General features: G+C 31.5%; 24 protein-coding genes and 3 tRNA genes. 14 read left to right on the forward strand and 13 right to left on the reverse strand.

The genetic code is table 11. The annotated features are described in order from the left end of the window. Positions 1 to 51: 51 nt before the first annotated feature. Together HXZ74_RS12205 and HXZ74_RS12210 are read left to right on the forward strand one after the other, a co-directional pair. Positions 52 to 2,739 (forward strand): PD-(D/E)XK nuclease family protein, encoded by a 2,688-nt coding sequence (locus tag HXZ74_RS12205; RefSeq protein WP_286475641.1) that lies wholly within the window; start codon positions 52 to 54, stop codon positions 2,737 to 2,739. Between the two features lie 138 nt (positions 2,740 to 2,877). Then, positions 2,878 to 4,146, forward strand: a complete 1,269-nt coding sequence (locus HXZ74_RS12210; RefSeq protein WP_114999970.1) for a dicarboxylate/amino acid:cation symporter — start codon at positions 2,878 to 2,880, stop codon at positions 4,144 to 4,146. 85 nt (positions 4,147 to 4,231) lie between these two features. Here HXZ74_RS12210 and HXZ74_RS12215 read toward each other — a convergent pair whose 3' ends face one another. Then, on the reverse strand, positions 4,232 to 4,549 hold the full coding sequence (locus HXZ74_RS12215) for a GNAT family N-acetyltransferase (RefSeq protein ID WP_125350400.1): 318 nt from the start codon (positions 4,547 to 4,549) through the stop codon (positions 4,232 to 4,234). A 102-nt stretch (positions 4,550 to 4,651) separates the two neighbouring features. After that, positions 4,652 to 5,884, reverse strand: coding sequence for a metallophosphoesterase (locus HXZ74_RS12220; RefSeq protein WP_280051681.1), 1,233 nt, complete (start codon positions 5,882 to 5,884; stop codon positions 4,652 to 4,654). A 155-nt stretch (positions 5,885 to 6,039) separates the two neighbouring features. Between HXZ74_RS12220 and HXZ74_RS12225 the strand changes: the two genes are divergently transcribed. Next, entirely contained in the window at positions 6,040 to 7,284 is a 1,245-nt protein-coding gene (locus tag HXZ74_RS12225; protein ID WP_286475643.1) for a GTP-binding protein, read from the forward strand. Positions 7,285 to 7,656: 372 nt separating this feature from the next. Here the strand turns inward: HXZ74_RS12225 and HXZ74_RS12230 are convergent, their stop codons facing one another. The 5 genes from HXZ74_RS12230 to HXZ74_RS12250 all read right to left on the reverse strand — a co-directional run bounded on the left by HXZ74_RS12230 (position 7,657) and on the right by HXZ74_RS12250 (position 12,319). After that, complete coding sequence (locus HXZ74_RS12230; RefSeq protein ID WP_280061968.1) at positions 7,657 to 8,664, reverse strand: cytochrome d ubiquinol oxidase subunit II; 1,008 nt, start codon at positions 8,662 to 8,664, stop codon at positions 7,657 to 7,659. 2 nt (positions 8,665 to 8,666) lie between these two features. After that, entirely contained in the window at positions 8,667 to 10,004 is a 1,338-nt protein-coding gene (locus HXZ74_RS12235; protein WP_280051684.1) for a cytochrome ubiquinol oxidase subunit I, read from the reverse strand. Between the two features lie 103 nt (positions 10,005 to 10,107). Then, the gene (locus HXZ74_RS12240; RefSeq protein ID WP_038333672.1) at positions 10,108 to 11,109 is read right to left on the reverse strand and encodes an acyl-ACP desaturase; all 1,002 of its coding nucleotides are present in this window, start codon (positions 11,107 to 11,109) and stop codon (positions 10,108 to 10,110) included. A gap of 9 nt (positions 11,110 to 11,118) precedes the next feature. Beyond that, positions 11,119 to 11,853: a lysophospholipid acyltransferase family protein gene (locus HXZ74_RS12245; protein WP_280061972.1), complete on the reverse strand. Its 735-nt coding sequence runs from the start codon at positions 11,851 to 11,853 to the stop codon at positions 11,119 to 11,121. A 64-nt stretch (positions 11,854 to 11,917) separates the two neighbouring features. Continuing rightward, positions 11,918 to 12,319 (reverse strand): hypothetical protein, encoded by a 402-nt coding sequence (locus HXZ74_RS12250; RefSeq protein WP_280051686.1) that lies wholly within the window; start codon positions 12,317 to 12,319, stop codon positions 11,918 to 11,920. 101 nt (positions 12,320 to 12,420) lie between these two features. Between HXZ74_RS12250 and HXZ74_RS12255 the strand changes: the two genes are divergently transcribed. Beyond that, entirely contained in the window at positions 12,421 to 12,675 is a 255-nt protein-coding gene (locus HXZ74_RS12255) for a hypothetical protein (protein WP_286475645.1), read from the forward strand. Here the strand turns inward: HXZ74_RS12255 and HXZ74_RS12260 are convergent. The 4 genes from HXZ74_RS12260 to HXZ74_RS12275 form a co-directional block, all read right to left on the reverse strand. Continuing rightward, positions 12,659 to 13,468, reverse strand: coding sequence for a hypothetical protein (locus HXZ74_RS12260; protein ID WP_280061975.1), 810 nt, complete (start codon positions 13,466 to 13,468; stop codon positions 12,659 to 12,661). The two genes, HXZ74_RS12255 and HXZ74_RS12260, sit on opposite strands and share 17 nt — an antisense overlap. Before the next feature lie 79 nt (positions 13,469 to 13,547). After that, positions 13,548 to 13,621: transfer RNA gene (locus tag HXZ74_RS12265), tRNA-Arg, on the reverse strand. Between the two features lie 27 nt (positions 13,622 to 13,648). After that, positions 13,649 to 13,723, reverse strand: a tRNA-Pro gene (locus HXZ74_RS12270). Positions 13,724 to 13,745: 22 nt separating this feature from the next. Then, positions 13,746 to 13,829 (reverse strand) — tRNA-Ser (locus HXZ74_RS12275). Between the two features lie 145 nt (positions 13,830 to 13,974). Between HXZ74_RS12275 and HXZ74_RS12280 the strand changes: the two genes are divergently transcribed. From HXZ74_RS12280 to HXZ74_RS12320, 9 genes are all read left to right on the forward strand, one after another. Beyond that, a complete protein-coding gene (locus HXZ74_RS12280; protein WP_286475647.1) occupies positions 13,975 to 14,889 on the forward strand; it encodes an N-acetylmuramoyl-L-alanine amidase in 915 nt (304 codons plus the stop codon). Positions 14,890 to 15,242: 353 nt separating this feature from the next. Further along, the gene (locus HXZ74_RS12285; protein ID WP_280061977.1) at positions 15,243 to 15,617 is read left to right on the forward strand and encodes a VOC family protein; all 375 of its coding nucleotides are present in this window, start codon (positions 15,243 to 15,245) and stop codon (positions 15,615 to 15,617) included. Between the two features lie 2 nt (positions 15,618 to 15,619). Beyond that, positions 15,620 to 15,868 (forward strand): hypothetical protein, encoded by a 249-nt coding sequence (locus tag HXZ74_RS12290; protein WP_280061978.1) that lies wholly within the window; start codon positions 15,620 to 15,622, stop codon positions 15,866 to 15,868. Positions 15,869 to 15,871: 3 nt separating this feature from the next. Continuing rightward, positions 15,872 to 16,438: a pentapeptide repeat-containing protein gene (locus HXZ74_RS12295; RefSeq protein WP_286475649.1), complete on the forward strand. Its 567-nt coding sequence runs from the start codon at positions 15,872 to 15,874 to the stop codon at positions 16,436 to 16,438. 429 nt (positions 16,439 to 16,867) lie between these two features. Continuing rightward, positions 16,868 to 18,100 (forward strand): hypothetical protein, encoded by a 1,233-nt coding sequence (locus HXZ74_RS12300; RefSeq protein WP_286475651.1) that lies wholly within the window; start codon positions 16,868 to 16,870, stop codon positions 18,098 to 18,100. Positions 18,101 to 18,136: 36 nt separating this feature from the next. Beyond that, positions 18,137 to 19,669: an MFS transporter gene (locus HXZ74_RS12305; protein ID WP_286475652.1), complete on the forward strand. Its 1,533-nt coding sequence runs from the start codon at positions 18,137 to 18,139 to the stop codon at positions 19,667 to 19,669. Between the two features lie 14 nt (positions 19,670 to 19,683). Beyond that, entirely contained in the window at positions 19,684 to 19,911 is a 228-nt protein-coding gene (locus HXZ74_RS12310; protein ID WP_114999946.1) for a DUF6814 family protein, read from the forward strand. Positions 19,912 to 19,967: 56 nt separating this feature from the next. Next, positions 19,968 to 20,921 (forward strand): alpha/beta hydrolase, encoded by a 954-nt coding sequence (locus HXZ74_RS12315; protein WP_260392031.1) that lies wholly within the window; start codon positions 19,968 to 19,970, stop codon positions 20,919 to 20,921. A gap of 144 nt (positions 20,922 to 21,065) precedes the next feature. After that, positions 21,066 to 21,641 carry a putative outer membrane beta-barrel protein gene (locus tag HXZ74_RS12320; RefSeq protein ID WP_038333658.1) on the forward strand — a complete coding sequence of 192 codons (576 nt, stop codon included), beginning with the start codon at positions 21,066 to 21,068 and terminating at the stop codon, positions 21,639 to 21,641. A 65-nt stretch (positions 21,642 to 21,706) separates the two neighbouring features. On the opposite strand, the gene HXZ74_RS12325 is transcribed toward HXZ74_RS12320, so the two are convergent. Both HXZ74_RS12325 and HXZ74_RS12330 read right to left on the reverse strand, forming a co-directional pair. Further along, entirely contained in the window at positions 21,707 to 22,441 is a 735-nt protein-coding gene (locus tag HXZ74_RS12325; RefSeq protein ID WP_286475654.1) for an MBL fold metallo-hydrolase, read from the reverse strand. A 95-nt stretch (positions 22,442 to 22,536) separates the two neighbouring features. Then, positions 22,537 to 24,699 carry a S46 family peptidase gene (locus tag HXZ74_RS12330; RefSeq protein WP_286475656.1) on the reverse strand — a complete coding sequence of 721 codons (2,163 nt, stop codon included), beginning with the start codon at positions 24,697 to 24,699 and terminating at the stop codon, positions 22,537 to 22,539. Between the two features lie 205 nt (positions 24,700 to 24,904). Here HXZ74_RS12330 and HXZ74_RS12335 point away from each other — a divergent pair, with 205 nt between their 5' ends. Beyond that, complete coding sequence (locus HXZ74_RS12335) at positions 24,905 to 25,363, forward strand: hypothetical protein (RefSeq protein WP_286475658.1); 459 nt, start codon at positions 24,905 to 24,907, stop codon at positions 25,361 to 25,363. Positions 25,364 to 25,532: the final 169 nt, after the last annotated feature.

A 25,532-nucleotide genomic window follows, 5' to 3' on the forward strand; every position in this document is an offset into this window, starting at 1 on the left:
GTCTCTCAAAATCCTTACTTTTACAACAACTCAACGAAAGAAAATTTCAAAATGGCTCAATTCATAGAAAATGTTGTAAAAGATTTAGTCCAAAATCAAAAAAACTTTATCAACACCACTTTAGTTTTACCAGGAAAACGTCCGATGTTATTCTTCAAACAAGAATTTCAGCGTCAAGCGCAAAATATCATTCTTCCACAAATGAAAAGTATTGAAGAATTGATGAGCGAACTTTCTGGTTTAGAAATTATTTCTGGAATTAATCTATGGTTCAAAGCGTATCAAGCTTATAAAAAAATCGTTGACAAACCTGATTCTTTCGAAGATTTTATCAAATGGGGACCAACTGTTTTGAAAGATTTTGATGATATCGATGCTTCTTTGCAGCCTGCACATAAAGTTTTAGACTATTTGGTTTCGGTGGAACGAATTAGTCAATGGGGAGATGGAAAAATTGAGATTGTGAAAAATGAAATCATTCAAAATCACTTAACGTTTTGGGGAATTGTTTCGAAATTATATTTTCAGTTACAACAAGATTTATTGGATTCGAAAGAAGGTTATGCTGGAATGGTTTTCAGAATTGCGAGTGAAAAGGTCGAAGAAATTGTCGAAAATAGAACTTCACATTATGTTTTTGCTGGATTTAATGCCTTAACAAAAGCAGAACAAGCGCTTATTTTTCGTTTAGAAAAAGAGAATTTAGCCACTTTATATTTTGATGCAGATAAATATTATTACGAAAATCCAAATCAGGAAGCGGGTTCTTTTCTTCGTAAATATAAAGAGAAAATAAAACCGATAAATTGGGTGGTTGATGAATTTTCGAAGCCAAAAAATTTGCAAACAATTGGTGTTGCAAAACAAGTTGGACAAGCAAAATATATTGCAGATTTAATTAGGAATCTCAATGAAGATGAAATAAAAAATACCGCTTTAATTTTAGCTGATGAATCTATTTTACCTGCAATTCTCAATTCTTTACCCGAAAATATCACGCATCTTAATATTTCGATGGGAATTCCGTTACGTTCGGTTCCGTTAGCGCAATTTTTCAAATCAATTTTTGAGTTACAAATGAATCGGGAGAAATTAGGAAAAGGAACCATGTTTTACTTCAAAAATGTCTTACAAATTCTTGAAAATAAAACCTTATCTCTTTTTAGCACGGACGAAAGCCGAAAATTAATTGGTGATATTCGATTACAAAATAGAATATTTAATTCACAAAATTCCATTCAGAATTCGTTAGGAGAATCAATCTTTAAATCTATTTTTCATATTCCGAAAAGTATCACTGAATTTATTCATCATCTAAAAAATTGGACAGACTATTTATTGCATCATCCTTCGATGAACGATTTGTTGATGAAAGAATATTTATTCTTTTTCAAAAAAGTTTTCAATCAACTGCACGAAAATTTGTTGAGTGTTGATGATATCAAAGATTATAGAACCTTATTTTTATTATACAACAAAATCGTTTCTTCTGAGACAATTTCCTTTATTGGAGAGCCTTTGAAAGGTTTACAATTGATGGGATTATTGGAAACTCGTTTATTGAATTTCGATAATATTATCATGACTTCTGTGAATGATGAAATTTTACCTTTGGGACGACAAAACAATACATTTATTCCGTATGATATTCGCAAACAAATGAAATTGAATACATTTACAGAAAATGATTCTATTTATGCGTATCACTTTTATCGTTTGATTCAGCGTGCAAAAAATGCTTATTTCGTGTACGATACCGAAGCTGATGGAATGGGTTCTGGAGAAAAATCTCGCTTTTTGGCTCAAATCAAATTTGAAAGTAATCACGAAGTAAAAGAAACTTTTGCCGCACCAAGTTTTGTCACAAAACCTTTGAAAGAAATCATTGTTCCAAAAACTGATGAAACAATGACTAAGCTTCAAAATTGGGCTGAATATGGAATTTCACCTTCTTCACTTTCTACCTATTTACGCAATCCGTTAGATTTTTATGAGCAACGTGTTTTTAATGTAAATGAAGTCGAAGAAGCCGAAGAAATTGTAAGTGCAAGAACGTTAGGAAACATTGTACACGGCGCTTTGGAGGATTTGTACACGCCTTATATTGGGCATATTTTGCATGAAAATGATTTCAAAAATATCGAAAAAATAAAAGATAAAACCTTACAAGAACATTTCAGCAAAGAATATAAAGATGGACATTTGGATAAAGGTCCAAATTATTTGATTTATAAAATTGCAGAACGAATTGTAGATGGAGTTCTTTCTAAAGATACGACTACTGCAAAAGAAAATGAATTTGTAATTCGAGCTTTGGAAAGCAAGCACGAAGTTGATTTTACACTAACAAATGGCAAAATTGTAAAGCTAAAAGGTGTAATTGACCGAATAGATTCTGTCAATAATCAAATCCGAATTATTGATTACAAAACTGGTTATGCGAAAGATATTTCGGTAAAAACCGAAGAAATAGAAACCGTTTACCAAAAAGAAGATAAAGCGAAACAATTACAATTAATTTTCTACGCACATTTATTTTATGCAGACAAAGAGAACTTAACTAAAGACATTGAATTGTGTATTTATCCAATCAAATTTCCAAATAAAGATTTAATTAAACTTTCGGTTGATAAAAATACAACCATCGATTATTCGATTGTCGAAAATTCCACCTCACCAATGTCAACATTAATCGAAGAGATTTTAAATCAAGAAATTCCGTTCAAACAGCCAGAATAGTACTCAATACACTATAAAGAAAACCCTTTGTAAACACTACATACAAAGGGTTTTATATTTAATTTGGTGTATAAATTGATTTATATTCTTAATAATTTGCTAAAAAATAGTAGTTTTGGAAAAGTTTAAAATCGCATAATGAAAAACAATAAACTTTTTATAGCTATTATTATTGCCCTTCTTATCGGGGTTGCGCTTGGAGGATATGTACATTATAATACCTCGCCAGAATTTATTAAAACATTTTCTACTAACATAAAACTTCTTGGTACTATTTTCATTCGTCTTATTCAGATGATTATTGCGCCTTTAGTTTTCTCAACATTAGTAGTTGGTATTGCTAAAATGGGTGATATGAAAATGGTTGGACGTGTTGGTGGACGTGCAATGGGGTGGTTTATCACAGCTTCTCTTACTTCTTTGGTGATTGGTGCTATTGTTATCAATGTAATGAAACCTGGAGAAGGATTGAATATTGAAATCGATTCAAGTTCTGCTCAAGATTTATTAAAAGGTCAAGCTTCGCTTACATTAGAACATTTCATTACACACATGATTCCTAAATCTGTTTTCGAATCATTTGCAACGAATGAAATCTTACAAATCGTTGTTTTCTCTATTTTCTTTGGTGTCGCAATGGCAGCTTATGGAAAAGAAGGAGAAATGATTACGAAAGCGTTAGACAAAATTTCACATATCGTTTTAATCATGGTTGGATACGTAATGTGGACTGCGCCATTAGGAGTTTTAGGAACTATTTCTGCTGCTATTGCTACGTACGGATTCGGAATATTCTTACTTTATGTTAAATATTTAATCGCCTTTGTAATTGGTATTTTACTTCTTTGGGCTGTTTTAATTTTGGTTGGATATTTCATCTTAGGAAAACGAGTAATCGACTTATTAAAACATATCAAAGCGCCTTTATTAATCGCTTTCTCTACAACTTCATCAGAAGCTGTATTCCCAAAATTAGTAGAAGAATTAGAAAAATTTGGAGCGCAAAAGAAAATTATTTCGTTTACTTTGCCGCTCGGATATTCCTTCAATTTAGATGGATCAATGATGTACATGACGTTTGCGTCGTTATTTATCGCGCAAGTTTATGGAATTCACATGCCGATCGAGAAACAAATTTTGATGTTATTGGTCTTAATGCTTACATCAAAAGGTGTTGCAGGTGTGCCAAGAGCTTCATTAATTGTAGTGGTTGCAACTTGTTCGATGTTTGGAATTCCGCCAGAAGGAATCGCATTGATTTTACCTATCGACCATTTCTGTGATATGGCTCGTTCGATGACGAATGTTCTTGGAAATGCTTTATCGACTGTTGCGGTTGATAAATGGGAAGGACACGTGGCAATTGAACAAACATATACGCACGATGATGATCATCACAAAGCTTAAATAAAAATTGCTTTTCAAAAATATAACAAGAAATGCGACCTTTATCGGGTCACATTTCTTGTTATAATCTCATTTCGTTAACTGATTACAATTCGTTATATTTCGGAAATTTAGGATGAACAATTCGTTTCCATTCCGGATGCTTTTTGATGTAGGCATACACATAAGGACAATACGGAAACAAAGGATTTTTATGTTCCTCCAAATAAACCAATGTTTTTTCTACCAAAGCAGCCGCAACACCTCTTCCTCCTAATTCTTCAGGAACTTCGGTATGAATCAATTTGATGATATCATCTTCTTGTTTATAATCTATAAAAGCGATGTATCCATCAACATTCAACTCAAAGCGTGAAGTTGATTCATTTTTTACAACCAGTAAAGGAATTAATTCTTCATTCATATTATTTCTTTTTTTATGACAATAATCCGATAAAAATCTGTTTTCAGAATTGATATACATCAAAAAAGCAACCAAAAATTTTGATTGCTTTTTCCTACTATTCTATGCTGATTTCAATTCTATTAACGTAATTTCTGGCCAAATCCCAACTCTTCCAGGATAAAAATGATAACCAAAACCACGATTTACATTGATAATTTTTCCTTCAAAATCATAAAATCCTGCCCATTGCGGATACACATATTGCGCAGGACTCCAACGCAAACCAATTTTCGGAACTTCAATTCCCAACTGCATTCCATGCGTATGTCCAGACAAAGTCAAGTCAAAATGTTTGGGATGATTCTTCAAAATTTCGTTCCAATGCGAAGGATCATGTGACATTACAATTTTAAAATCCTCTGCATTTACATAATTCGAAGCTACATCAATATCACCTAATTTCTTAAATCGTGTTCCCCAATTCTGAACGCCAATCAACGCAATTTTTTCACCACTCTTTGTAATAAATCGGTTTTCATTTAATAATAATTTCATTCCAATCTTAGGGAAAATCGCTTTGATTTTCTCAAAATTATCTTGCTTTTCTTCCTCCGTTTTCCAATCCGAATATTCACCATAATCATGATTTCCTAACACTGCAAAATTACCATGCGGCGCTTGTTTTATTTTCGAAAAAACATCGTACCATTTGTCCATTTCCCAATGAAAATTATTCACAATATCTCCCGTAAATAACAATATATCAAACTCTTGTTGATTGATTAAATCGACTGCATATTCTATCTTTTCTCGATTATCCAAACTTCCCGAATGAATATCTGTAATATGTAAAATCTTGAAACCGTCAAACGATTTTGGTAAACGTTGATAAGCCAATTTTTTCTTGATTACTTTGAAATTATATTTTCCAATTGTCATTCCATAAATCAAACTAAAAAAAGGTATTGAAGCCACTGTTAATCCAGAAATCATTACAAATTTTCGGCGAGAAGGTAAATAAGAATCTTCTTTTGTTGGATGATTTGTTGCACGATTAAATAGCCAACCAAATCCTCTAAAAATATCTTGAACAAGAAAAAATAAAAACATAATCAATCGCGGAAAACCAAACAACATAAACAGACCTGTTGCCCACATTGTCGTTTGCGTTTGACCGACATTACGATCAAAAAAGATTAAATTATATCCAAAATTACCCAAAACAAGTAACCACAAAAGCATATTTCCGAAAAGAATATACTTGTTTTGAATAAATTTTTTAAAGTTAAAATACAGGTAAATTTCAAGTACGATTGAAATAATTATTAGCGTGATAACACTATTGGTAAACATTGTTTTGATTGATTTTTAACAAAAATAAAACATTTCCACACATAAATAACTTTTCATCAAATTCTTAACAGAACATTATAAAATTTATAGATGATTCTACACAAAAATTTGCGTGATAAAAACGTAACTTTGTAGCATATTTTTAAGCATAAATTATGAAAAATAGACTACCTGTAACGGTACTTTCTGGATTTCTTGGAAGCGGAAAAACGACACTTCTTAATCATATATTACACAACAAAAAAGGACTAAAAGTAGCAGTTATCGTAAACGATATGGGCGCGGTAAATATTGATGCTCAAATGGTTTCTCGCGAAAATGATTTAATTCAAACGGATGAAAAATTGGTTGAATTGAGCAATGGTTGCGTTTGTTGTGAATTGCGCGAAGATTTGATTGTAGAAATCGAGAAGTTGGCTCGATCAGGGAAATATGATTATTTGGTTATCGAAAGTTCTGGTATTTCTGATCCAGGTCCTATTGCGCAATCATTGGATTTTGTTTCGCCAGATGGTAAAATTGATTTGCCAAAAGTTGCGCGTTTAGATACGTTGGTAACTGTAGTTGACGCTTATAATTTCTTCAAAAACTTAGGAACTGATGAAGATGTTTTTGATCGTGGTTTTACAGAAAATAGAGAAGATAATCGTCCGATTGTGAATCTTTTAATCGATCAAATTGAATTTTCAAATGTGATTATTCTAAATAAAATGGATTTGGTTGAAGAAGAAACGTTGATGAATATTGAAGCGTTTGTGACAAAATTAAATCCTTCTGCTAAAATAATTCCTGCAAGTTTTTCTCACGTTGAATTAACTGAAATTTTGAATACCAATTTATTTGATTTTGAGAAAATTCAGGATATGGATGCTTGGGTAAAATTATTAGAAGAGCAAGAAAAAGAGGAACATCACCATCATCATCACGACCATGATCACGAATGTGGCGAACATTGTACGCACGAACATCACGATCATTTGGAAGAAAAATATGGAATGACTTCTTTTGTTTACAGACAAAAAATTCCATTTCATGCAGAACGTTTTTTAACGTATTTGAATGATAATTTTCCTGTAACGATTTACCGTTCAAAAGGTTTATTTTGGTTAGCAAATCGTCCTGATGAAGCAATTTTCTTGAGTCAAGCTGGTGGTAGTATCCGAATTGATCCTGCAGGAGCTTGGTGGTGCTCGATGCCGTATGACGAAAGAATTCAGTTTGCAGCGTATCAATTTAACCAAAAAACGATTGACGCCAAATGGTCGAAAGAATGGGGAGATCGAATGATAGAACTTGTTTTTATTGGACAAGGTTTGGATAAAGAAAAAGTTACACAAGAATTAAATTCTTGTTTGCTGAATGAGCAAGAAATTGCAGAATGGCAAGCAAAACATAATTAAAATAAAAGAGCCTTATTTCGATTTGAAATAAGGCTCTTCTCTTATCATTCTTATTCTAAAAGATTTAAACAGATTTATTACATTTATCAAATTCATTATCGTTATCTAAAAGCTCGGTTAATTACAAACAAGTCTGTTTGTAATCAAATCCTCTTGACAGACATTAAAAACAAGTGTGTTTGTAATCAAATCCTCTTGACGGACATTAAAAACAAGTCTGTTTGTAATCAAATCCTCTTGACGGACATTAAAAACAAATGTGTTTGTAATCAAATCCTCTTGACAGACATTATAAACAAATGTGTTTGTAATCAAATCTTCTTGACAAACATTACAAACAAGTCTGTTTGTAATAGAATTTGGAACGAGTATTTATATTTTTTGCTTCTGATTAAATGAATAAATCAAGTAAAATAGAAATGGTAAAATAAATATCGAGCCGAGTAATAATGCCCAAGCTAACATATTTATTGTGCTCATTGCGCCATAATCTTTCAATAAAGATAATGTTGAACCATCTTTGAATAATACCAAATTTGGAAAATGTGAATACGATGCTGCAAACAAAATCATCATCACAATTATTCCTGCATAAACTTTCAAAAGAGAATCTTTCGCTTTATTTAAGGCAGAAAGTAATAATACAATTGAGATTGAAGCAATTGCAATTGCGATATAACCGTAAATTTCTGATGTTATCCAACTAAATAATGGAATGTTTTTCCAAAGTGAAACAGCAAATACCAATGCGCCAGCAACAAAAATTAAAGCTGTATAAATCTTCGCTCGTTTCCTTAAAATTACTTTGTCTTCTTCGTTTTTAACAGTTTGAATGGAATAAACCGAAGCCAAGAAAGCACAAATCACAACAGTGAAAATTCCTACCGAAAAATTAAACCAACTTAACCACGAAAATATATACGCATCTTGAAACGAAAGTGCATTATCATCAATACTTCCCGAAACGATCGATCCTGCTATTATTCCCAAAAACAAAGGTGTTACAACACTTGAATAAGTAAAAATCACATCATACAAATTGTGCCATTTATCGTTAATTGCATCATAATTTCTGAACGTAAACGATGTTCCACGTGCGATGATTCCTAACAACATGATCACCAACGGAATATGTAAATAATTAGAAACATCTGCATAAATCTTAGGAAAACCGACAAACAAAATCACAATGGCAATAATTAACCACATATGATTTGCTTCCCAAATAGGTCCAATCGAATTGTACATAATCTTCTGCGTACGTTTTTTGTAACTCTTTTCAGAGAATAATTCGACAATTCCAGCTCCGAAATCTGCTCCACCTAAAATTAAATATAAACAGATGGCAACCCACAAAAATGCTATTACTACGTAAATCATACTTAATGTTTTTCTGGTTTATAATTTGGATCTTCTGGATCATAAAGCTTCGCAACCATTTGTATTTGTCGATTCATTAAGAACACCAAAATAATGGACAATGTGATGAATACAAACGTGAAAATGTAAAACGAATATTGTATTCCTGGCATTGGCGTGATGGAATCTACCGTTCGCATAATTCCGTAAATAATCCACGGTTGACGACCAACTTCTGTTACCGTCCAACCTGCTTCTAAAGCGATATATCCAAAAGGTGTCGCAATCATAAACAATTTATAAAACCAGCGTTTTGTTCGCCAATCTTTCTTAAAAAATTGCGCAATCAAATAAATCACAGCTATTCCCATCATCAACATTCCGAATGTTATCATAATCTGAAATGCATAATGTACAACTGCCACAGGCGGCCATTCATCTTTCGGAAATTCTTCTAGACCTTTTACAGGTGTTTTGAAATCTGAATGAACCAAGAAACTCAATACACCCGGAACTTTTATCGCGTATTTGATTTCTTCTTTCGATTCGTCCACTATTCCACCCAAAACAAACGGCGCGCTTTCTTCTGTTTTGAAATGCGCTTCCATCGCAGCCAATTTAATCGGTTGACGTTTTGCGACATCTTTCGCCGAAATATCACCACTCAAAGGTGCTAACATTGCTGCTGTGATCGCTAAAACAGAACTAATTTTGAATGCTTCTCGATGAAAATTTACATTCTTACCTTTCAAAATAAGATAAGCATGTAAACCCGCAACCGCAAATCCAGTCGCACAAAAAGCTGCAATAGTCATGTGCAACGCTTGTGAAAACCACGCATCGTTGAACATAGCTTTTACAGGATCTATGTTAAGATATTCGCCATTTACAAAATCGAAACCTGACGGAGAATTCATCCAAGCATTTGCTGCAACAACCAAAATTCCTGAAGCTAAACCGCTAATTCCTACAATTACACCACAAATCCAATGAAACCATTTGTTGAATTTGTCCCAACCATAAAGAAAAAAGCCTAAAGCAATAGCTTCAATAAAAAAAGCTGTTCCTTCTAACGAAAATGGCATTCCGAAAATTGGTCCAGCGTGTTCCATAAATTTAGGAAACAATAATCCTAACTCGAACGAAAGCATTGTACCAGAAACTGCTCCCGTAGCAAATAAAATCGCAACTCCCTTACTCCAAGCTTTGGTTAACCCTTTGTAAATTTCGTTTTTAGTTTTGAGGTATTTGTAGTGAGCAATTGCCATCATAAAAGGCATCACCATTCCAACACACGAAAAAACAATGTGAAAGGCAAGCGACATCGCCATCTGACTTCTGGCAGCAATAAAATCGTCCATAAGTAATTGTTTATAATTTGTTTTGTTGGTTAAAGTTACTAAATAAAAAGAGGCAATTCGATTTTGAATTGCCTCTTTTTTATATGATTTTGATTATAATAATCTATTTAGACGTAGCTGGTAATAACCATTTGAATTGTGGTCCATCTTCAGGAATCACAATACGTTGCGAAATTCTATCCATTCTATCTGGGAATTTCATGATATAATCTCTTGCTTTTTCAGCCTCTGCATTCAATCCAGAGATTTTATCCAATTGCCAAGCTTCAATTAATTTTCGCATAATATCGATGTAATCAAACGCTGTGTACACACCAATACGTTGCGCTGCATCTGAAAACGCATCAAACAAAGTACCTCTTTCTTCTCCAGAAGCTCTTAAGAAATGCGCTGGCATTACAATCTTAAGTTTGAACATATGTTGAACAGCTAACATCATTTCTGAAGGATCAGCTTCGAAAATACGACGAACGAACTCTGTGTAAGCTAAATGGTGACGCATTTCATCTCCTGCAATGATTTTACACATACGCGATAATTTTTTCGCTCCGTATTTTTTTGCAATTGCTGATACATTATTATGCGATACATAAGTTGCTAATTCTTGAAAACTTGTATAAACAAAGTTTTTGTAAGGATCGTGTGCTGTTCCAATGTCAAAACCGTCATTTATCAAATGCTGCGTTGTTACTTCAACCTCGCGCATATTGATACGTCCTGATAAATACAAAAATTTATTCAAAACATCACCGTGACGATTTTCTTCTCCTGTCCAATGGCGAATCCATTTTGCCCAACCATTTTCTAGGTAATTTCCTTCTTCATCTACCACACCGTCCATTTGCATCAACCAAGATTCGTAGGTTGGCAAAGCTTCTTCAGTAATGGTATCTCCAATCAATGTAATCCAGAAATCATCTGGCAAATCTTTCGAAAGCTCTTGTAATTCTTTGATTTCGTCAAAAAAAGAATCTGTTTGAGAATTCGGTAAAAAATCTGTTGGTTGCCAAATTTTATCGGCTGGAACTAAGAATTTGTCCATATAAGCATCAATATCTTTCTCAAGAAATTGCATTACTTCCAGGCGAACATTTTTTATTGACATATAATTATTTTATGCGGTTATACTACTTTTTACAGTTTTTTCGGTAAGCTCAAATATTTCATCAAACTTATAGTCACTCACTTTTAAGGGTTTATGGTATTGTATCGTTACTTTCGCGCCCAAATACATCGGGAATTTACCCCACTTTTCTATTTCCCACGTATTATTTAGCGTAACTGGAACAACATAAGCGTCTTTAGCATATTTCGTCAAAACTTTCAATCCATTCTCTTTGAAAGCCTTTGGTACTCCATTTTTGCTTCTTGTACCTTCTGGAAAAATAATGGCTGAATAATTATTTTTCTGAATGTATTGCGCTAATTTTTTTATTTCCTCTATTGCTTGTTTTCCGTTTTTACGATCGATTAATGCAGAACCTCCATGCGTTAAATTGTACGATACACTGGGAATTCCTTTACCTAATTCTATTTTCGAAATAAACTTTGGATGATAATCAGCCAAATCATATTCTAACGGAGAAATATCATACATACTTTGGTGATTACTCACAAAAATTAATGGTACATTTTGTATCAAATTTTCGTGTCCCTTATAGGTATATGTTGTACCCAAAATTCTTGTCCAAAAAACCAAAAGACCATTCATCACTTTTACACTTTTGTGATGAGCAGCATACCCTCCCAAATTGTAGCACAACCATTGCACAACATGCATTACCAACAACGTTAATCCATAAAAAATATAAAAGATTATAGATAACGGATAACTTAAAACTTTCTTCAACATTAGAAATTTAGACAAATTTAATAAAAAATTATGCTAAGCATAATATATTTTTCTTGGCGATTTACTTTATTAATTTCAAAGTTAGCTTTTCTAGATGAGCTTCATCATAAAAAGTAATTTGATTTGATGATTTTACTTTAAAATATGCAGTTTTTTGCAAATTTTGAATCATATTTTGAGGAATTTCACAATCAGAATTCACTTGTTTTAAATGATTAAAAATTATTGCTTGATTTATTTTGGTATAATCAGCCGTAATTATTCCGCAAGCCGTTTTCATCACCATCTTTTTGGTTGCATCTTCAAAAATAATGTAATCTCCTCCATCATCAATATTCCATTTTCCTGATAAATCGCTAATTTCTGAAGTCACAGTTTTCGATTCAGTAACTGTTTTAGTTGGTAAACAACTTGTTAATCCTAAAAAGAAAAACAAAAGTATTGCTAGAATTGTATATTTCACGTGGTTTTATTTGTAACGAAGGTAGAAATATTTTGAATATTACGGATTGATTTTTTTAATATTCAATATTATTAAGAAATTTGTTGTCTAAATAAGAAACAATGGCAAACACAAAGAAAGGAGAAGTTTTCACCGATCAAAATAACATCAAAAAAGTAAAAATAGAACGAAAACCAAGTTTTCCTAAAGTCTATATTTTAACCGATGAGTGTCAATTCGTGGAAGATGGCTTATACGAATTAGATTTTTTTGAAACGCCAAGTGTTACTAATTTCAAGTCTGAATTAAATCCAACTATTCCTGCAATTAATTTTAAGCAATTGAGTGAAAAAGGGAAAGTTAGTATTTGTAAGTAAAAAATTTATATCCATTTACTTCTCCTGTAGATTTAACTAAAATTTCATTAATTAGTTTTATTTTATCTTGATCTGAAATTGATTGTTTTAATGCTGATTGTATTTCAGATACATCCTCGAAAACATCAATCAATTTGTCTAAGAATATTTCACTATTTGAATTCAAATATGACTTTTTTCCGTTCTTTAAAGTACTCATTCTTAATATATGGTTATTTATTGATAATTTTTTTGAAGAATCGTTTTCTTTAAATTCATCAAAATAATAAATTATTAATCTTACTAATAGTTCAGAAATAGAATCTAATAATCTTCTTATTTCATCTAAATTATCAAGATAAAAATTTTTAGTTAAATGAATTTCTTTAAAGGTTATATTGTCTAAATGAGCAAAAAATTGTGTTCTATATTCTCGTATTTTTACAATTAAATCGTTATAAGTAGTATAGATATTATTCTTTAAATATTGGATCTCTTCAAGTTCGTTACATCTCTTTAAATTGAATAATAAGTTATCTATCTTAATTAATGAGTTTTTATCATTAGAAGAATCAGATAACAATTTATGCAGATTGATTATATTATAATGACTATTAAAAAGAATTTGATATTCTAAAATATCACAATAAGAACTATTATAAAACTCCATATCAAATACATTATTATAATTTGTTTTTGATAATAAAAATTGTTTTCCTCTTACTATTAATTTATGTAACTCAATAGTTTCATTAAAAATAAAATTGAATCTTTGAATTTTATCTCCTAGATTCTTTTTTGAATTAATATCCATTTTGCAATTATATAAAAAAGTAAATAAATATAAAACAAAAAACCCACACTGATTATCAGTGTGGGTTTTCTTTAGATTGTGATCCAGTCAGGATTCGAACCTGAGACCTACTGCTTAGAAGGCAGTTGCTCTATCCAGCTGAGCTACTGGACCAATCCAAAATTTTATTACTAAAATTCGTCGGGGTGGCAGGATTCGAACCTGCGACCTCCTGCTCCCAAAGCAGGCGCGATGACCGGGCTACGCTACACCCCGATTCGGTCATTCAAAAAAAATGCGGAGAGACAGGGACTCGAACCCTGGCATCGGTTTCCCGATGACAGATTAGCAATCTGCTCCATTACCGCTCTGGCACCTCTCCTAACTTTTAAAAATAAGACTCATTTGTCTCATAAAGCGGTTGCAAATATATATTGACTTTTATTGCAAAACAAGTCTTTTTAGAAAAAAAATTAAATTATTTGGCTTAATTTTGGCTATTCAAAAGACTATTTAGAACTAAAAGAATGAATTTTAAAGGATTAGTATTTTCGGCAATTTCTTGTTTTTTTATTTTGGCTAGTTGTGCAACTAAAAAAGTTCCACCAAAAACAATTACAAAAGTAATTCGTGACACAGTCATTATTAATTCAAAAACAGATCAACCGGAAATGACTCGAGCTGCAAAACTCGACAAGTACAAGGTAACAACAGATTATTATCCATCTATTTCGCAAGATGAGCGTGTGCGATTTTTGGTGTTACACTACACAGCAATCAATACAGAATTATCGTTAAAAGTATTGACTCAGAAAGATGTAAGTGCGCATTATTTGGTAAATGATTATGATGACAAAACAATTAATCTTTTAGTTGACGAAACAAAACGTGCATGGCATGCTGGTGTTAGTAGCTGGAAAGGGTTAGATAATCTAAACTTTTCTTCTATTGGTATCGAAATCGTGAATCTTGGAAACAAAGGAACGGATGCTTATCCAAATTACACGCCTTATCCAGATTATCAAATCAAAAAAGTGGGTGAATTAGCGCAAGATATTGTAAAACGTTATAATATTTCCCCTTTTAATGTAATTGGGCATGCGGATGTTGCGCCAGGTAGAAAACCAGATCCGGGTCCACTTTTCCCTTGGAAAAAATTATATACAGATTATGGTGTTGGTGCTTGGTACGATGATACTGATAAATATGTGTTTATGCAACAATATCCTTGGGATACAACAAGTTCAGTTTTTATCACTCAAGTGCAAACTGATCTTAAGAAATATGGTTACAACGTTCCTACAAATGGAATGATAGATTCGCAAACTAAGAATGCGATTGTGGCATTTCAGATGCATTTCCGTCCAGAAAAATACGATGGAGTTGTAGATGCTGAAACTTGGGCAATCTTGAAAGCATTGAACAAAAAATATAATCCATAAATCAGTTTTGATTTATAGCATAAAACTCCTACTTGTTAGGAGTTTTTTTATGGAATCAACTTTCGAAATAATAATATGAATAAATAACCTCTTGTCTATTTTAAATTAAAATTCGTCAGTTCGAGTGATTTTTAGAAAGTTATTTTCTAAAAATTGTATCGAGAATTAAGATGAATTTTATCTTCTAAAACCTTATTCTCGATACAAAATTCTAAAAGAATTTCACTCAAATTGACGGTTTTTTTTATAAAACTACCAAAATACATTACAAGTTAATAAATAGCATAATTATCATTTAAAATGGAATTGAGACTTAAGAAAAATTGAAGTAATTTTATCCAAAATAATATAACATGGCTTTTAAAAGTTTGCGCCCAATAATTTGGACGAAAGATTTACAAAAAACAACAAAATTCTATAAAAAATTAGGATTTAAAATTGCTGATCAAAATGAAGATTGGATTTGGGCTTGCTTGCAAAAAGACGATGTAGAAATTATGTTGGCTTATCCAAATGAAGGAGCAGATTTTGAACGAGCTAATTTCACAGGTTCTTTTTATTTTGTTGTAGACAATGTAGACGAGTTGTGGAATCAAGTAAAAAATGATTGCGAAGTTGTATATGAAATTGAGACTTTTGAATGGGATATGCGCGAGTTTGCGATTTACGACAACAATGGTTATATCTTACAATTTGGACAAGAAATAGAAGTTACATTCGAAGATTAATTATGATCTCAAAAAGATATTACAACATTATTTTAGCAATAATTATTCTGATTATTCCTGTTGTTTTTTACATGATTATTAACACTATGGTTAGTATAAAATATGAAACCGACGGAGTTGACACTTGTATTTCTACTATAACAGGAAAAAATCTTTGTTCGCAAATCGATCAATTAAAAGTTACTATTTACATTGACATGATTGTGATGATTTTTTGGTTAGCTCTAAAAAACTTGATCGTAAAAAAATAACTTATGGACTATCATTTCGAAGAAAAATTTGAACAAATTAATTTCTCAGAAAATCAAAATATAGCTGGTGAATACGAAAATTGCGAGTTTGTGAATTGTGATTTGAATGGATTAGATTTAAGCGATATCAAATTTATTCAATGTCAATTTATCGAATGTAATTTGAGTAATTCGACTTTAGAAAACACAAGCTTTCAGCAAGTTGAGTTTATCAATTGTAAAATGATTGGTTTCAATCTCGAAAATTCGAATAAATTTGGATTAAGTATTTCGTTTGAAAATTGTACGTTAAACGACTCATCTTTTTATGAATTACCGTTAAAAAAGACGAAGTTTAGCAATTGTTCTTTACAAAATGTAGAATTTTCTTTTGCAGATCTTAGTCAAGCCTATTTTATGAACTGCAATTTGGCTCACGCCATTTTCTATCAGACCAATTTAAAGCAAGCCAACTTCAAAACGGCTTACAACTTCACTATAAATCCGAATGATAATCAATTAAAAGGTGCGCAATTTTCTAAAGAGAATTGTATCGCATTGTTAGATTATCTTGGAATTAAGATAGATTAGAAAAAAGGTTTCGAACAAAATCGAAACCTTTTTTATGCTTTCTACTTATAATATTCTAATCAGAATAAATAATTTCAGATTATATTTTACTAAATCATAACATTTTAGAATAAATTACTTCTTTATTTTATCAATTTGTCAATAATTATTTCTTGATTTAATAAATAATAAGATTATTATTGCATCTTTTTTTGATAAATTCTCTGAAATAAATCCAACTCAGATTATCAACTTAAAACTTTTCTTGACATTTTTTTAAGAAATTAAAAAAAATATTAGCGTATTATTTACACTAATAAAATAAAAAAGAAATTCTTTATCAAAAAAAGCATTATTATTTTTCAATACATTATTTTAGTTAAACTTAAGTCTATTTACTAAGTCAACACAAAATCACAAATAATGTACAACTAACACCATTTATTAAAAATGAAAAAAATTTTTGTCGCACTTGCTCTACTATCCACTTTTGGAGCCACGGAATTGAAGGCTCAATACGCTTCTGAATATGATGGCGGTTTGGTCGTAAAATTAAATCCAGAAGGAAGTAAATATGTCCGATTTATTCTTTGGGGACAAACTTGGTTTCAGGATTACGAAGGAAAACACGCCAATGATGGATTTTCTATCAAACGAGCACGCGTTCTCGCTTATTCGCAAATCAATGATCGATTTATGATTTTAACACATTTTGGTGCAAATGGAATCTATGATAATAATCTTTCTCCGATGGGAAAAAGTACAGATGTATCGTTTTTCTTGCATGAAATGTTTTTACAATATAAGGTAACAAATAATTTAGCAATTGGTGCAGGAGTTCACAATTTTGGTGGAATTTCTCGTGGAAATGGTCAAGGTTCTATCAATATGTTGACGCTAGACAATAACAGAGCTGACTGGTCTACACTTGGTTTGTCTGATCAATTTTCAAATCATTTGGGCATGTTTGTAAAAGGGCGAATTGGAAAACTAAATTATCGTTTAGCATTAAGTGATGCTATTACGAATACTTTGGACGGAAACTCTTCGACAGTTTTACAAAACGGACAAGAAAAATATTTAGGAAAAGCGATACTTGGAGAAGGTAAATATGCAGTTTCAGGTTATTTTGATTATCAATTCTTAGATCAAGAATCGAATGCCTTACCTTATCGCGTTGGAACCTATTTAGGAACTAAAAAAGTATTCAATATCGGAGCAGGATTTTTTAATCAAAGCAATGCGATTGTCAAAAAAGAAAATGATAATTTGATTGGAGAAAATGTAACTCATCTTGCTGTTGATGCGTTCTACGATGCTCCAATTGGAAAATCATCTTCGATAACAGCTTATGCGAAATATCAAAATTCGGACATGGGCGAAAATTATGTACAAGGTAATGTTGTAGGAGATGGAAACCAATTTTCTGGACATGTTGGGTATTTACTGCCTAAAAACCTCAAAGAAGGCGAAGGGAAATTCCGCAATAGAATTCAGCCGTATGTTGGGTATTCTTACAGAGATTTCAAAGGTTTAGTGAAACCTGCAAACGAATTAAAATTAGGTGGAAACTGGTACATTGATGGTCAGAATGCTAAAATTTCTGTAGAATATCAAAAATCTTTCGATCAACCAAAACACATGGACGACATGATAACAATACAAGCAATGATATTACTATAAAAAACACACAAGAATTAACACAAAAACACATTATTTATGAGCGAAACTGCTAACAAAAAAACAATCTGGAAAGTGATTGGTGCTTCCTCGATGGGAACGCTAATTGAATGGTATGACTTCTTTATTTTTGGAAGTTTAGCTGTTGTAATTTCTACTAAATTTTTCCCAGCTGACAATCCTACAGCTGCCTTTTTATCGACCTTAGCAACATTTGCTGCTGGATTTGTTGTACGTCCATTTGGTGCATTATTCTTTGGTCGATTAGGAGATATTATTGGTCGTAAATATACGTTTATGGCAACTTTAGTATTAATGGGAGGAGCAACTTTTTTGATCGGATGTATTCCATCTTACGAATCAATCGGATTTATCGCACCTTTATTAGTATTAATCTTACGTTTATTACAAGGTTTAGCACTTGGAGGCGAATATGGAGGTGCCGCAACATACGTAGCAGAACACGCGCCAGACGGAGAAAGAGGATATTGGACTTCTTGGATACAAACCACTGCAACTGTTGGTTTATTTGTTTCGTTAATTGTTATTTTATTGACGAAAACATTATTATCAGAAGAACAATTTGATCTTTGGGGATGGCGAGTTCCATTTATTTTATCAATTTTGATGGTTTACGTTTCATACTTGATTCGTAAAAATATGGACGAATCGCCAGCTTTCAAAAAAGCAAAAGATGAAGGAACAACTTCTAAAAATCCTTTGAAAGAATCTTTCGGGAATCGTTACAACATGAAGTTCGTTTTATTAGCACTTTTTGGAGCTGTAATGGGACAAGGAGTTGTATGGTATACAGGTCAATTTTACTCAATGAGTTACATGAAAACGGTGATGAATGTAGAATCTGACCAAGTAGATTCTTTGTTAGGAATCGCCTTATTATTCGGTACACCTTTCTTTGTATTCTTTGGATGGTTGAGTGATAAAGTTGGTCGAAAATGGGTGATGTTAATCGGTATGATTGTCGCTGTATTTGCCTATAGACCAATCTACGAATCAATGTATCAAACGACAAATCTTGAAAACAAAGAAGTAATTGCGGCTCAAACTATCGAAAAAGCTGAAATCAAAAATGTTGACGAAAAATCTGATTCTATTTATACAATTCAAAAATCATTTACAGATGGTACAACTTACAAACAAGTTACAACGCGTCATTTAGAAAATGGTCATGCAAAAGTTGTAGATGGAAAAGTAAGTGAAATTGTTAAAAAATCGACACATATTAATAGTGGTGATAAATGGAAATTAGTTGGATTAATTTGGATTCAAATTATTTTTATCACAATGGTTTATGGTCCAATTGCTGCGTTCTTAGTAGAAATGTTCCCTGTTAAAATTAGATATACATCAATGTCTTTACCTTATCACGTAGGAAACGGAATTTTTGGAGGTCTTTTACCTGCTGTTTCTACTTATTTGGTAACAAATGCCAAAAACAATGGAGATCCGCAGTTTTACTTAGAAGGTCTTTGGTATCCTATCGGAATTGCGGCTGTTTGTTTTATCATTGGAGCAATTTATATCAGTAATAAAGACAGAAATGTTAACTAAAAAAACTATTAAAAATGGAAGCAATTAAAAAAATATTAGGAATCGTTTGGATCGCATTATCACTTGTTGTAGCCTACTTTTGTGTTATGGAATTTGGAATTCCAAAATTATCATCAGGCTCTCAAGATGATTTAGTATTCGGAATTATTATTCTATTTGTCCTTACACCAATTATCGTTATCGGAATGGCTCTTTTTGGCTATTATGCTTTACTCGGTGAATACAGTGATGAAAAAATGTAAAAAAACTATACAAGAAATCCTCAACACATGTTGGGGATTTTTTTGTATTTTAGAATATGATGCAACGACTTATTATTATTTTATTCATTCTATTTTCTTCTTGTTCTAATTCGATTAGAGAAGGAAATTATTATGAAAAAATTGACAAGTATAATATAGAATATACGATAAAAGGAAAAGGTCCCGTTCTAATTGTTGGGCATCCTACTTCTGGGAAAATTGCATACGAAAACTCTTTACAACCTTTAGAAAAATATTTTACAGTTGTCTACTATAATTCCCGTGGAATTGGACGTTCCGAAACGCCAAAATCTTACGAAGAATACCAAGATTCGCATCTCGTAAAGGAAATTGACGAACTAAGAAAAAAATTGAATATAGATCAAATTTGGCTGTTTGGACATTCAGATCAAAGTGCGATTGCTTTGCAATATGCGGTAGATTATCCTGAGCACTTAGATGGTTTGATTCTTTCTGGAACTGGATTTATCAATAATTTTGATGAAATGATGAATGATCGAAATATCTTTGAAACTAAACGAAAAAATACCGAAAAGTGGTTCAAACAAGTTGTAGATGACTGGGATTATATGCTAAAAAATAACACTAAAACAGATGCTTCTGGTCGAGATTTATCTTATTCTCCGATAAAATGGTGGTGCTACAATCAAGAAACTTTCGAAAAAGTAAAACCTTATTACGACTCCATCCAAAAAATTGGGAAACGAAAAGAAATTCCTAATCAAATTAATCCATATACGACTGAACAAAATATTGATAAATATCTCATCTATCAAGAAAAATTCAATCAAATTACAATTCCAATTTTAATTATTAATGGAAAATTTGATACAAATAATCCTCCGAAAAAAGTCGAAAAACTTCATGAATATCTTCAAAATTCAGATTTATTTTTAATCGATCATGCAGGACATTTTCCTTGGATTGAACAAAAAAATGAAACTTTTCAGATAATAAAAAATTGGTTGAATATAAATCTTAATAGATAAAATTTTTAATTTATTTCACCCCTAAAAATTCATTTTTCAATAATCCTTTTGACGAAATCAGAAAAAAAATATCGATAAAACGTTAACACTATTCGAATAGTTTTGGCATAATTTGTGTCATTCACAATTTAAAATCAACAAATTATGAAAAAAGTATTTTTAACATTAGTGCTCGCAGTATTTGCAACTTCAGCATTTGCGCAAGAAATTAAAACACCTCAAACATCTGCTAACGTAGGTTCTACACCGATCAAACAAGGTAATTGGTTAGTAGGAGGTTCTATTGGATCTTTAGGTTATTCTTTTGAAGGAGAAAACTTTAACATTAACTTAAATCCTCAAGCTGGATATTTTGTTTCTGATGGATTTGCAGTTGGTCTTACAACTGGTTTTGGCTTACAAACTGTAAAAGATGGAGATAACATTTACCAATATAAATTAATGCCATTTGCTCGTTACTATTTTCCTGAAGGAGCAAGTTCTACAGGACGTTTCTTTGGACAAGGTGAAGTAGGTATAACTGGAGCTAAAAGCGGTGGAGTTTCTGATACTTCTTTCGGTTTCGGAATTAACGCAGGTTATGCACACTTCGTTTCTAGAAATGTAGCTTTAGAAGGAATGGTTGGATACAATTATTCTAAATCTAATTTAGCAAATGCTCAAGCTCAAAACGGTTTGGGATTAGCAGTTGGTTTCCAAATTTATTTGGGACATAATTAAACTGAAATATAATTCAAATACAAAAAGCCTTGCAAATGCAAGGCTTTTCATTTATAATATAATTTCTAAAATTGTTTTATATCTGTTCTTTTTCCGTGATAAAAAAGAATTTTCCAATGTTCTTCTTTCGCTTCTTTTTCCCAACGTACACGATCTTCCATCGCTTTTACACCATCGACATCATTTTTGAAAGCTGCATGATATCTAAAATAATTAAGTTGAGGCAAATTATCTGCACCATAGAAAACAATATCTTCATCATTTTTGATCCAAAAAACTTGTTGAAAAGGAACGTGTCCACCGGTAACTTCAAATTGGATATTCTTTGAAACAAAACCTGAATTTTCATCATTCATCCACACAATATTTTTGAATGATTTCAATTTTTCTAAACGTTCATAATTATATGAATTATTTGTCTGAGCAACCGCATAATCATATTCACGTTGTTGAATATAAATTTTTGCTTCAGGAAAATTACATACAAACTGATCCCCTACCCAATTTCCAATTCCGTTGATATGATCTTTATGTAAATGCGAAATCAATACTTTCGTAATTTGATTTGGATTAATATTATGTTCGCGTAGTTTCCTTAAAATTATTGGTTCACAATCTACTTCAGTTCCGAAACCACAATCAATCAAAATATTATCCTCTCCAAGTTGTACAAAAAAAGGGCGGACAATCAGATTATATCCGTCATCGGGATTTTTAACATCTATATCATCACCTAAATAATGAAACTCTTTTTTCGTATCAACATGAAAAACACCTTCTAAAAGAGAAATAACTTTCATTAACTTTTATTTTTCACAAAGGTAATTCGTTTAGATTTTCTCCACAAAAAAAGGCTTCCAAAATAGGAAGCCTTTAAAATATTATGATTCAAATCTTATTTTACAATTGTCATTTCATCAACAATGTGTTTTGCTCCAGCAAATTTATCAACAACCCATAAAACGTATCGAATGTCTACAGATATCGTACGTTGTAATTTAGGATCAAAGATTACATCACCAGCCATTGCTTCAATATTTCCGTCAAATGCAATACCGATTAATTCACCTTTACCATTCATTACTGGAGAACCTGAGTTACCACCTGTAATGTCATTATTTGATAAGAAGTTTACGTGTAAATATCCATCTTTATCTCCATATTGTCCATAATCTTTTGCTTTCGCTAAATCTAATAAACGTTGTGGATTTTCGAACTCTTCATCACCTGCGATGTGTTTTGCAACTGTACCTTCTAATGTTGTGAAATAGTTAGAAGCAACATCTGGTTGACGTTTTGGATTTGTACTTTTTGGTAAATTTTGGATAGAACCGTAAGTTAAACGTAACGTAGAGTTTGCATCTGGATATAAGATATTCCCGATTTTAGACTCACGTAAACCTTTTACTAATAAACGGAAATTTTTAGAATAAACATCATTCAATTTTGCTTGCTCATCAGTTTGTTTAGACGCTCTTTCTACTAAAGCATTTGATAAAACATATAAAGGATCTTTTTTCAAAACTTCTACATCTGGAGAAATTAAGAAATTCTCAACTTGTTTTTGATCAGCGAAGAAACTTCTTTCAACTGCATCATTTACATAAGCTGTAAAGTTCTTGTTATTTTGCTTCGCTAAATCAGCAACATAAGGTGCTAAACCAGCTTCGTTCGCTTTAGAAGCATAAAGATTTAATTGAGCAGCCAATAAATCTTTTTCTAAAGGCAAGTACATTTTTTCGTAGTATGCATTGATTGCATTCTGAATTTTTGGACGCATTTCGTCACGTTTTCCATCATTTGCAGCTGCATAATTTTCTAATGCTTTTCCAATAGAATATGGCGCACTTGCTAAAGTTGAGTAACGTAATAAAATGTTGATGTAATTGTTATGACGAGCATCTAAATTTGTTTTCGCATAATAATTATTCAAATTCGAAACAACGTCACCATATTCAGCTTTGTTTGCTCCTTTTTGAGCCCATTTATTGAATTTTTCTTCTTCTTTTGTTTTCTTCGCAACAGTTCCATGAAGTTTTAAAGCTTCAATCATTCCATCACGATTTTTCCAATAGTTCGCAACTCCAGCATATTTAGAAGCATAATCAATATTTACTTTTTGATTTTGCTCCATATATTTTTTCATTTGATCCATTGTCACTTTAGAAGCTTCAACCCAAGCAGGATAAGCGTACTCTACATTTTGAGCAACACCTTGCGCTGGCATCCAACGATTTGTACGACCTGGATAACCTAAAATCATAGCGAAATCATTTGGTTGATATCCTTTTAAAGAAACTGGTAAATGATGTTTTGGTTGCAACGGAACATTACTTGTAGAATAAGCCGCAGGATTTCCATCTTTGTCACCATAAACACGGAACATAGAGAAATCTCCTGTGTGACGTGGCCATTCCCAGTTATCTGTATCTCCACCATATTTTCCGATAGAACTTGGAGGTGTTCCTACTAAACGTACATCTTCATAATCTTGGTATACGAAGTAATAATACTCATTTCCTTGGAAGAATGAACGAACAGAAACTACATATTTTCCGTTTTCGCTGTTTTCTTTCTCAATTTTGGCAATCTCTTGGTTAATCGCTTTTTCACGATCTAACTCAGACATTTTATCATTTACAACACCTAAAATACGTTTAGAAACGTCATCCATACGAACGAAGAAACGTACTTTTAAACTTTTTGGTTTTAACTCAGCAGCTTTGTCTTTTGCCCAAAAACCATCTTTTAAATAGTCATGTTCAGGAGCAGATAATTCAGCAATCGCACCATAACCGCAGTGGTGATTTGTCAAAACTAAACCTTGACCAGAAACCATTTCAGCAGTACATCCACCACCAAATTGTACAATAGCATCTTTTAAAGAGTTATTGTTGATACTATAAATTTCTTCTGAAGTTAATTGTAAACCTTGTTTTTGCATATCACGGTGATTCAGACGTTCGATGAACATCAAAAACCACATTCCTTCGTCAGCTTTCACTTTAAAAGGAAAAAGCATAACCACTAAAAGCGTGGATAATAAAAATTTTTTCATTATTTGTTTGTCTTCAATTTTACGATTTGCTAAAATAATTGATTATCTGTAGTTCTCCTAATATTTGAAGATTTAATGAAGTTTTATTGTAAAAAAACGATTACTTTTATTTAATTAACACAAAATTTGAATAATGAAAATTAAAATCATTAATCTACTTTGCTTTCTAATTGGTTTTATTGGAATGGTTGGTTTCATTATTATTTTGAATAATCAAACTAAATCAAAACCTGAATATTTTTTTGATGAAACTAATTTATCATTTGAATATATAGATGAAATTAGAAAATATAATTTTGAAAAAAATCAATTCGAGCAATATTATATTGAAGATACTATTGTAATAAAAAACGTTCTTGATCAAAAAGAAAAAGAAAAGATAATTTCCTTAATTAGAGATAAAAATATTTTTAGATTAGACTCTATTTATCAAAAAGGTCATGGAATAATTGTTACACTACCTAATCTAAGAAAAAATATTATTATTAGTGATAAAACTATCAATAGACATTTTGTTCTAACTTCTGCCTTTGAAGAAAATAATTATTTATCAAATAAAAAAGATTATAATGAATTAATCAATTTTATTAATGAACTAAATAGCATTTTAGACAAAAATGATAAAATCAAACATCTTAAAAAAACAGATTTAGAATTTATGTAACAAAATAATCCGAGAAAATCTCGGACTTAAATATTATTAATAACTGTTAAGCTATTTTAGAACTAGTCTTTAGGTAAAGTATTTTTTAATGCTTTGGATATACTAACTTAGTTGGGAGTAAAAGTTAAGCATAAAACCTTAATTTTAATATATGAAAAGAATCCGTAAA

It is taken from the genome of Empedobacter sp. R750, assembly GCF_030324345.1.
Lineage (GTDB): Bacteria > Bacteroidota > Bacteroidia > Flavobacteriales > Weeksellaceae > Empedobacter > Empedobacter falsenii_C.

Excerpts from the sequence above, each read along its gene's own strand:
- HXZ74_RS12205 (WP_286475641.1), top strand. The coding sequence starts at position 52 with ATGGCTCAATTCATAGAAAATGTTGTAAAAGATTTAGTCCAAAATCAA.
- HXZ74_RS12210 (WP_114999970.1), top strand. The coding sequence starts at position 2,878 with ATGAAAAACAATAAACTTTTTATAGCTATTATTATTGCCCTTCTTATC.
- HXZ74_RS12215 (WP_125350400.1), bottom strand. The coding sequence starts at position 4,549 with ATGAATGAAGAATTAATTCCTTTACTGGTTGTAAAAAATGAATCAACT.
- HXZ74_RS12220 (WP_280051681.1), bottom strand. The coding sequence starts at position 5,884 with ATGTTTACCAATAGTGTTATCACGCTAATAATTATTTCAATCGTACTT.
- HXZ74_RS12225 (WP_286475643.1), top strand. The coding sequence starts at position 6,040 with ATGAAAAATAGACTACCTGTAACGGTACTTTCTGGATTTCTTGGAAGC.
- HXZ74_RS12230 (WP_280061968.1), bottom strand. The coding sequence starts at position 8,664 with ATGATTTACGTAGTAATAGCATTTTTGTGGGTTGCCATCTGTTTATAT.
- HXZ74_RS12235 (WP_280051684.1), bottom strand. The coding sequence starts at position 10,004 with ATGGACGATTTTATTGCTGCCAGAAGTCAGATGGCGATGTCGCTTGCC.
- HXZ74_RS12240 (WP_038333672.1), bottom strand. The coding sequence starts at position 11,109 with ATGTCAATAAAAAATGTTCGCCTGGAAGTAATGCAATTTCTTGAGAAA.
- HXZ74_RS12255 (WP_286475645.1), top strand. The coding sequence starts at position 12,421 with ATGGCAAACACAAAGAAAGGAGAAGTTTTCACCGATCAAAATAACATC.
- HXZ74_RS12260 (WP_280061975.1), bottom strand. The coding sequence starts at position 13,468 with ATGGATATTAATTCAAAAAAGAATCTAGGAGATAAAATTCAAAGATTC.
- HXZ74_RS12280 (WP_286475647.1), top strand. The coding sequence starts at position 13,975 with ATGAATTTTAAAGGATTAGTATTTTCGGCAATTTCTTGTTTTTTTATT.
- HXZ74_RS12285 (WP_280061977.1), top strand. The coding sequence starts at position 15,243 with ATGGCTTTTAAAAGTTTGCGCCCAATAATTTGGACGAAAGATTTACAA.
- HXZ74_RS12290 (WP_280061978.1), top strand. The coding sequence starts at position 15,620 with ATGATCTCAAAAAGATATTACAACATTATTTTAGCAATAATTATTCTG.
- HXZ74_RS12295 (WP_286475649.1), top strand. The coding sequence starts at position 15,872 with ATGGACTATCATTTCGAAGAAAAATTTGAACAAATTAATTTCTCAGAA.
- HXZ74_RS12300 (WP_286475651.1), top strand. The coding sequence starts at position 16,868 with ATGAAAAAAATTTTTGTCGCACTTGCTCTACTATCCACTTTTGGAGCC.
- HXZ74_RS12305 (WP_286475652.1), top strand. The coding sequence starts at position 18,137 with ATGAGCGAAACTGCTAACAAAAAAACAATCTGGAAAGTGATTGGTGCT.
- HXZ74_RS12310 (WP_114999946.1), top strand. The coding sequence starts at position 19,684 with ATGGAAGCAATTAAAAAAATATTAGGAATCGTTTGGATCGCATTATCA.
- HXZ74_RS12315 (WP_260392031.1), top strand. The coding sequence starts at position 19,968 with ATGATGCAACGACTTATTATTATTTTATTCATTCTATTTTCTTCTTGT.
- HXZ74_RS12320 (WP_038333658.1), top strand. The coding sequence starts at position 21,066 with ATGAAAAAAGTATTTTTAACATTAGTGCTCGCAGTATTTGCAACTTCA.
- HXZ74_RS12325 (WP_286475654.1), bottom strand. The coding sequence starts at position 22,441 with ATGAAAGTTATTTCTCTTTTAGAAGGTGTTTTTCATGTTGATACGAAA.
- HXZ74_RS12330 (WP_286475656.1), bottom strand. The coding sequence starts at position 24,699 with ATGAAAAAATTTTTATTATCCACGCTTTTAGTGGTTATGCTTTTTCCT.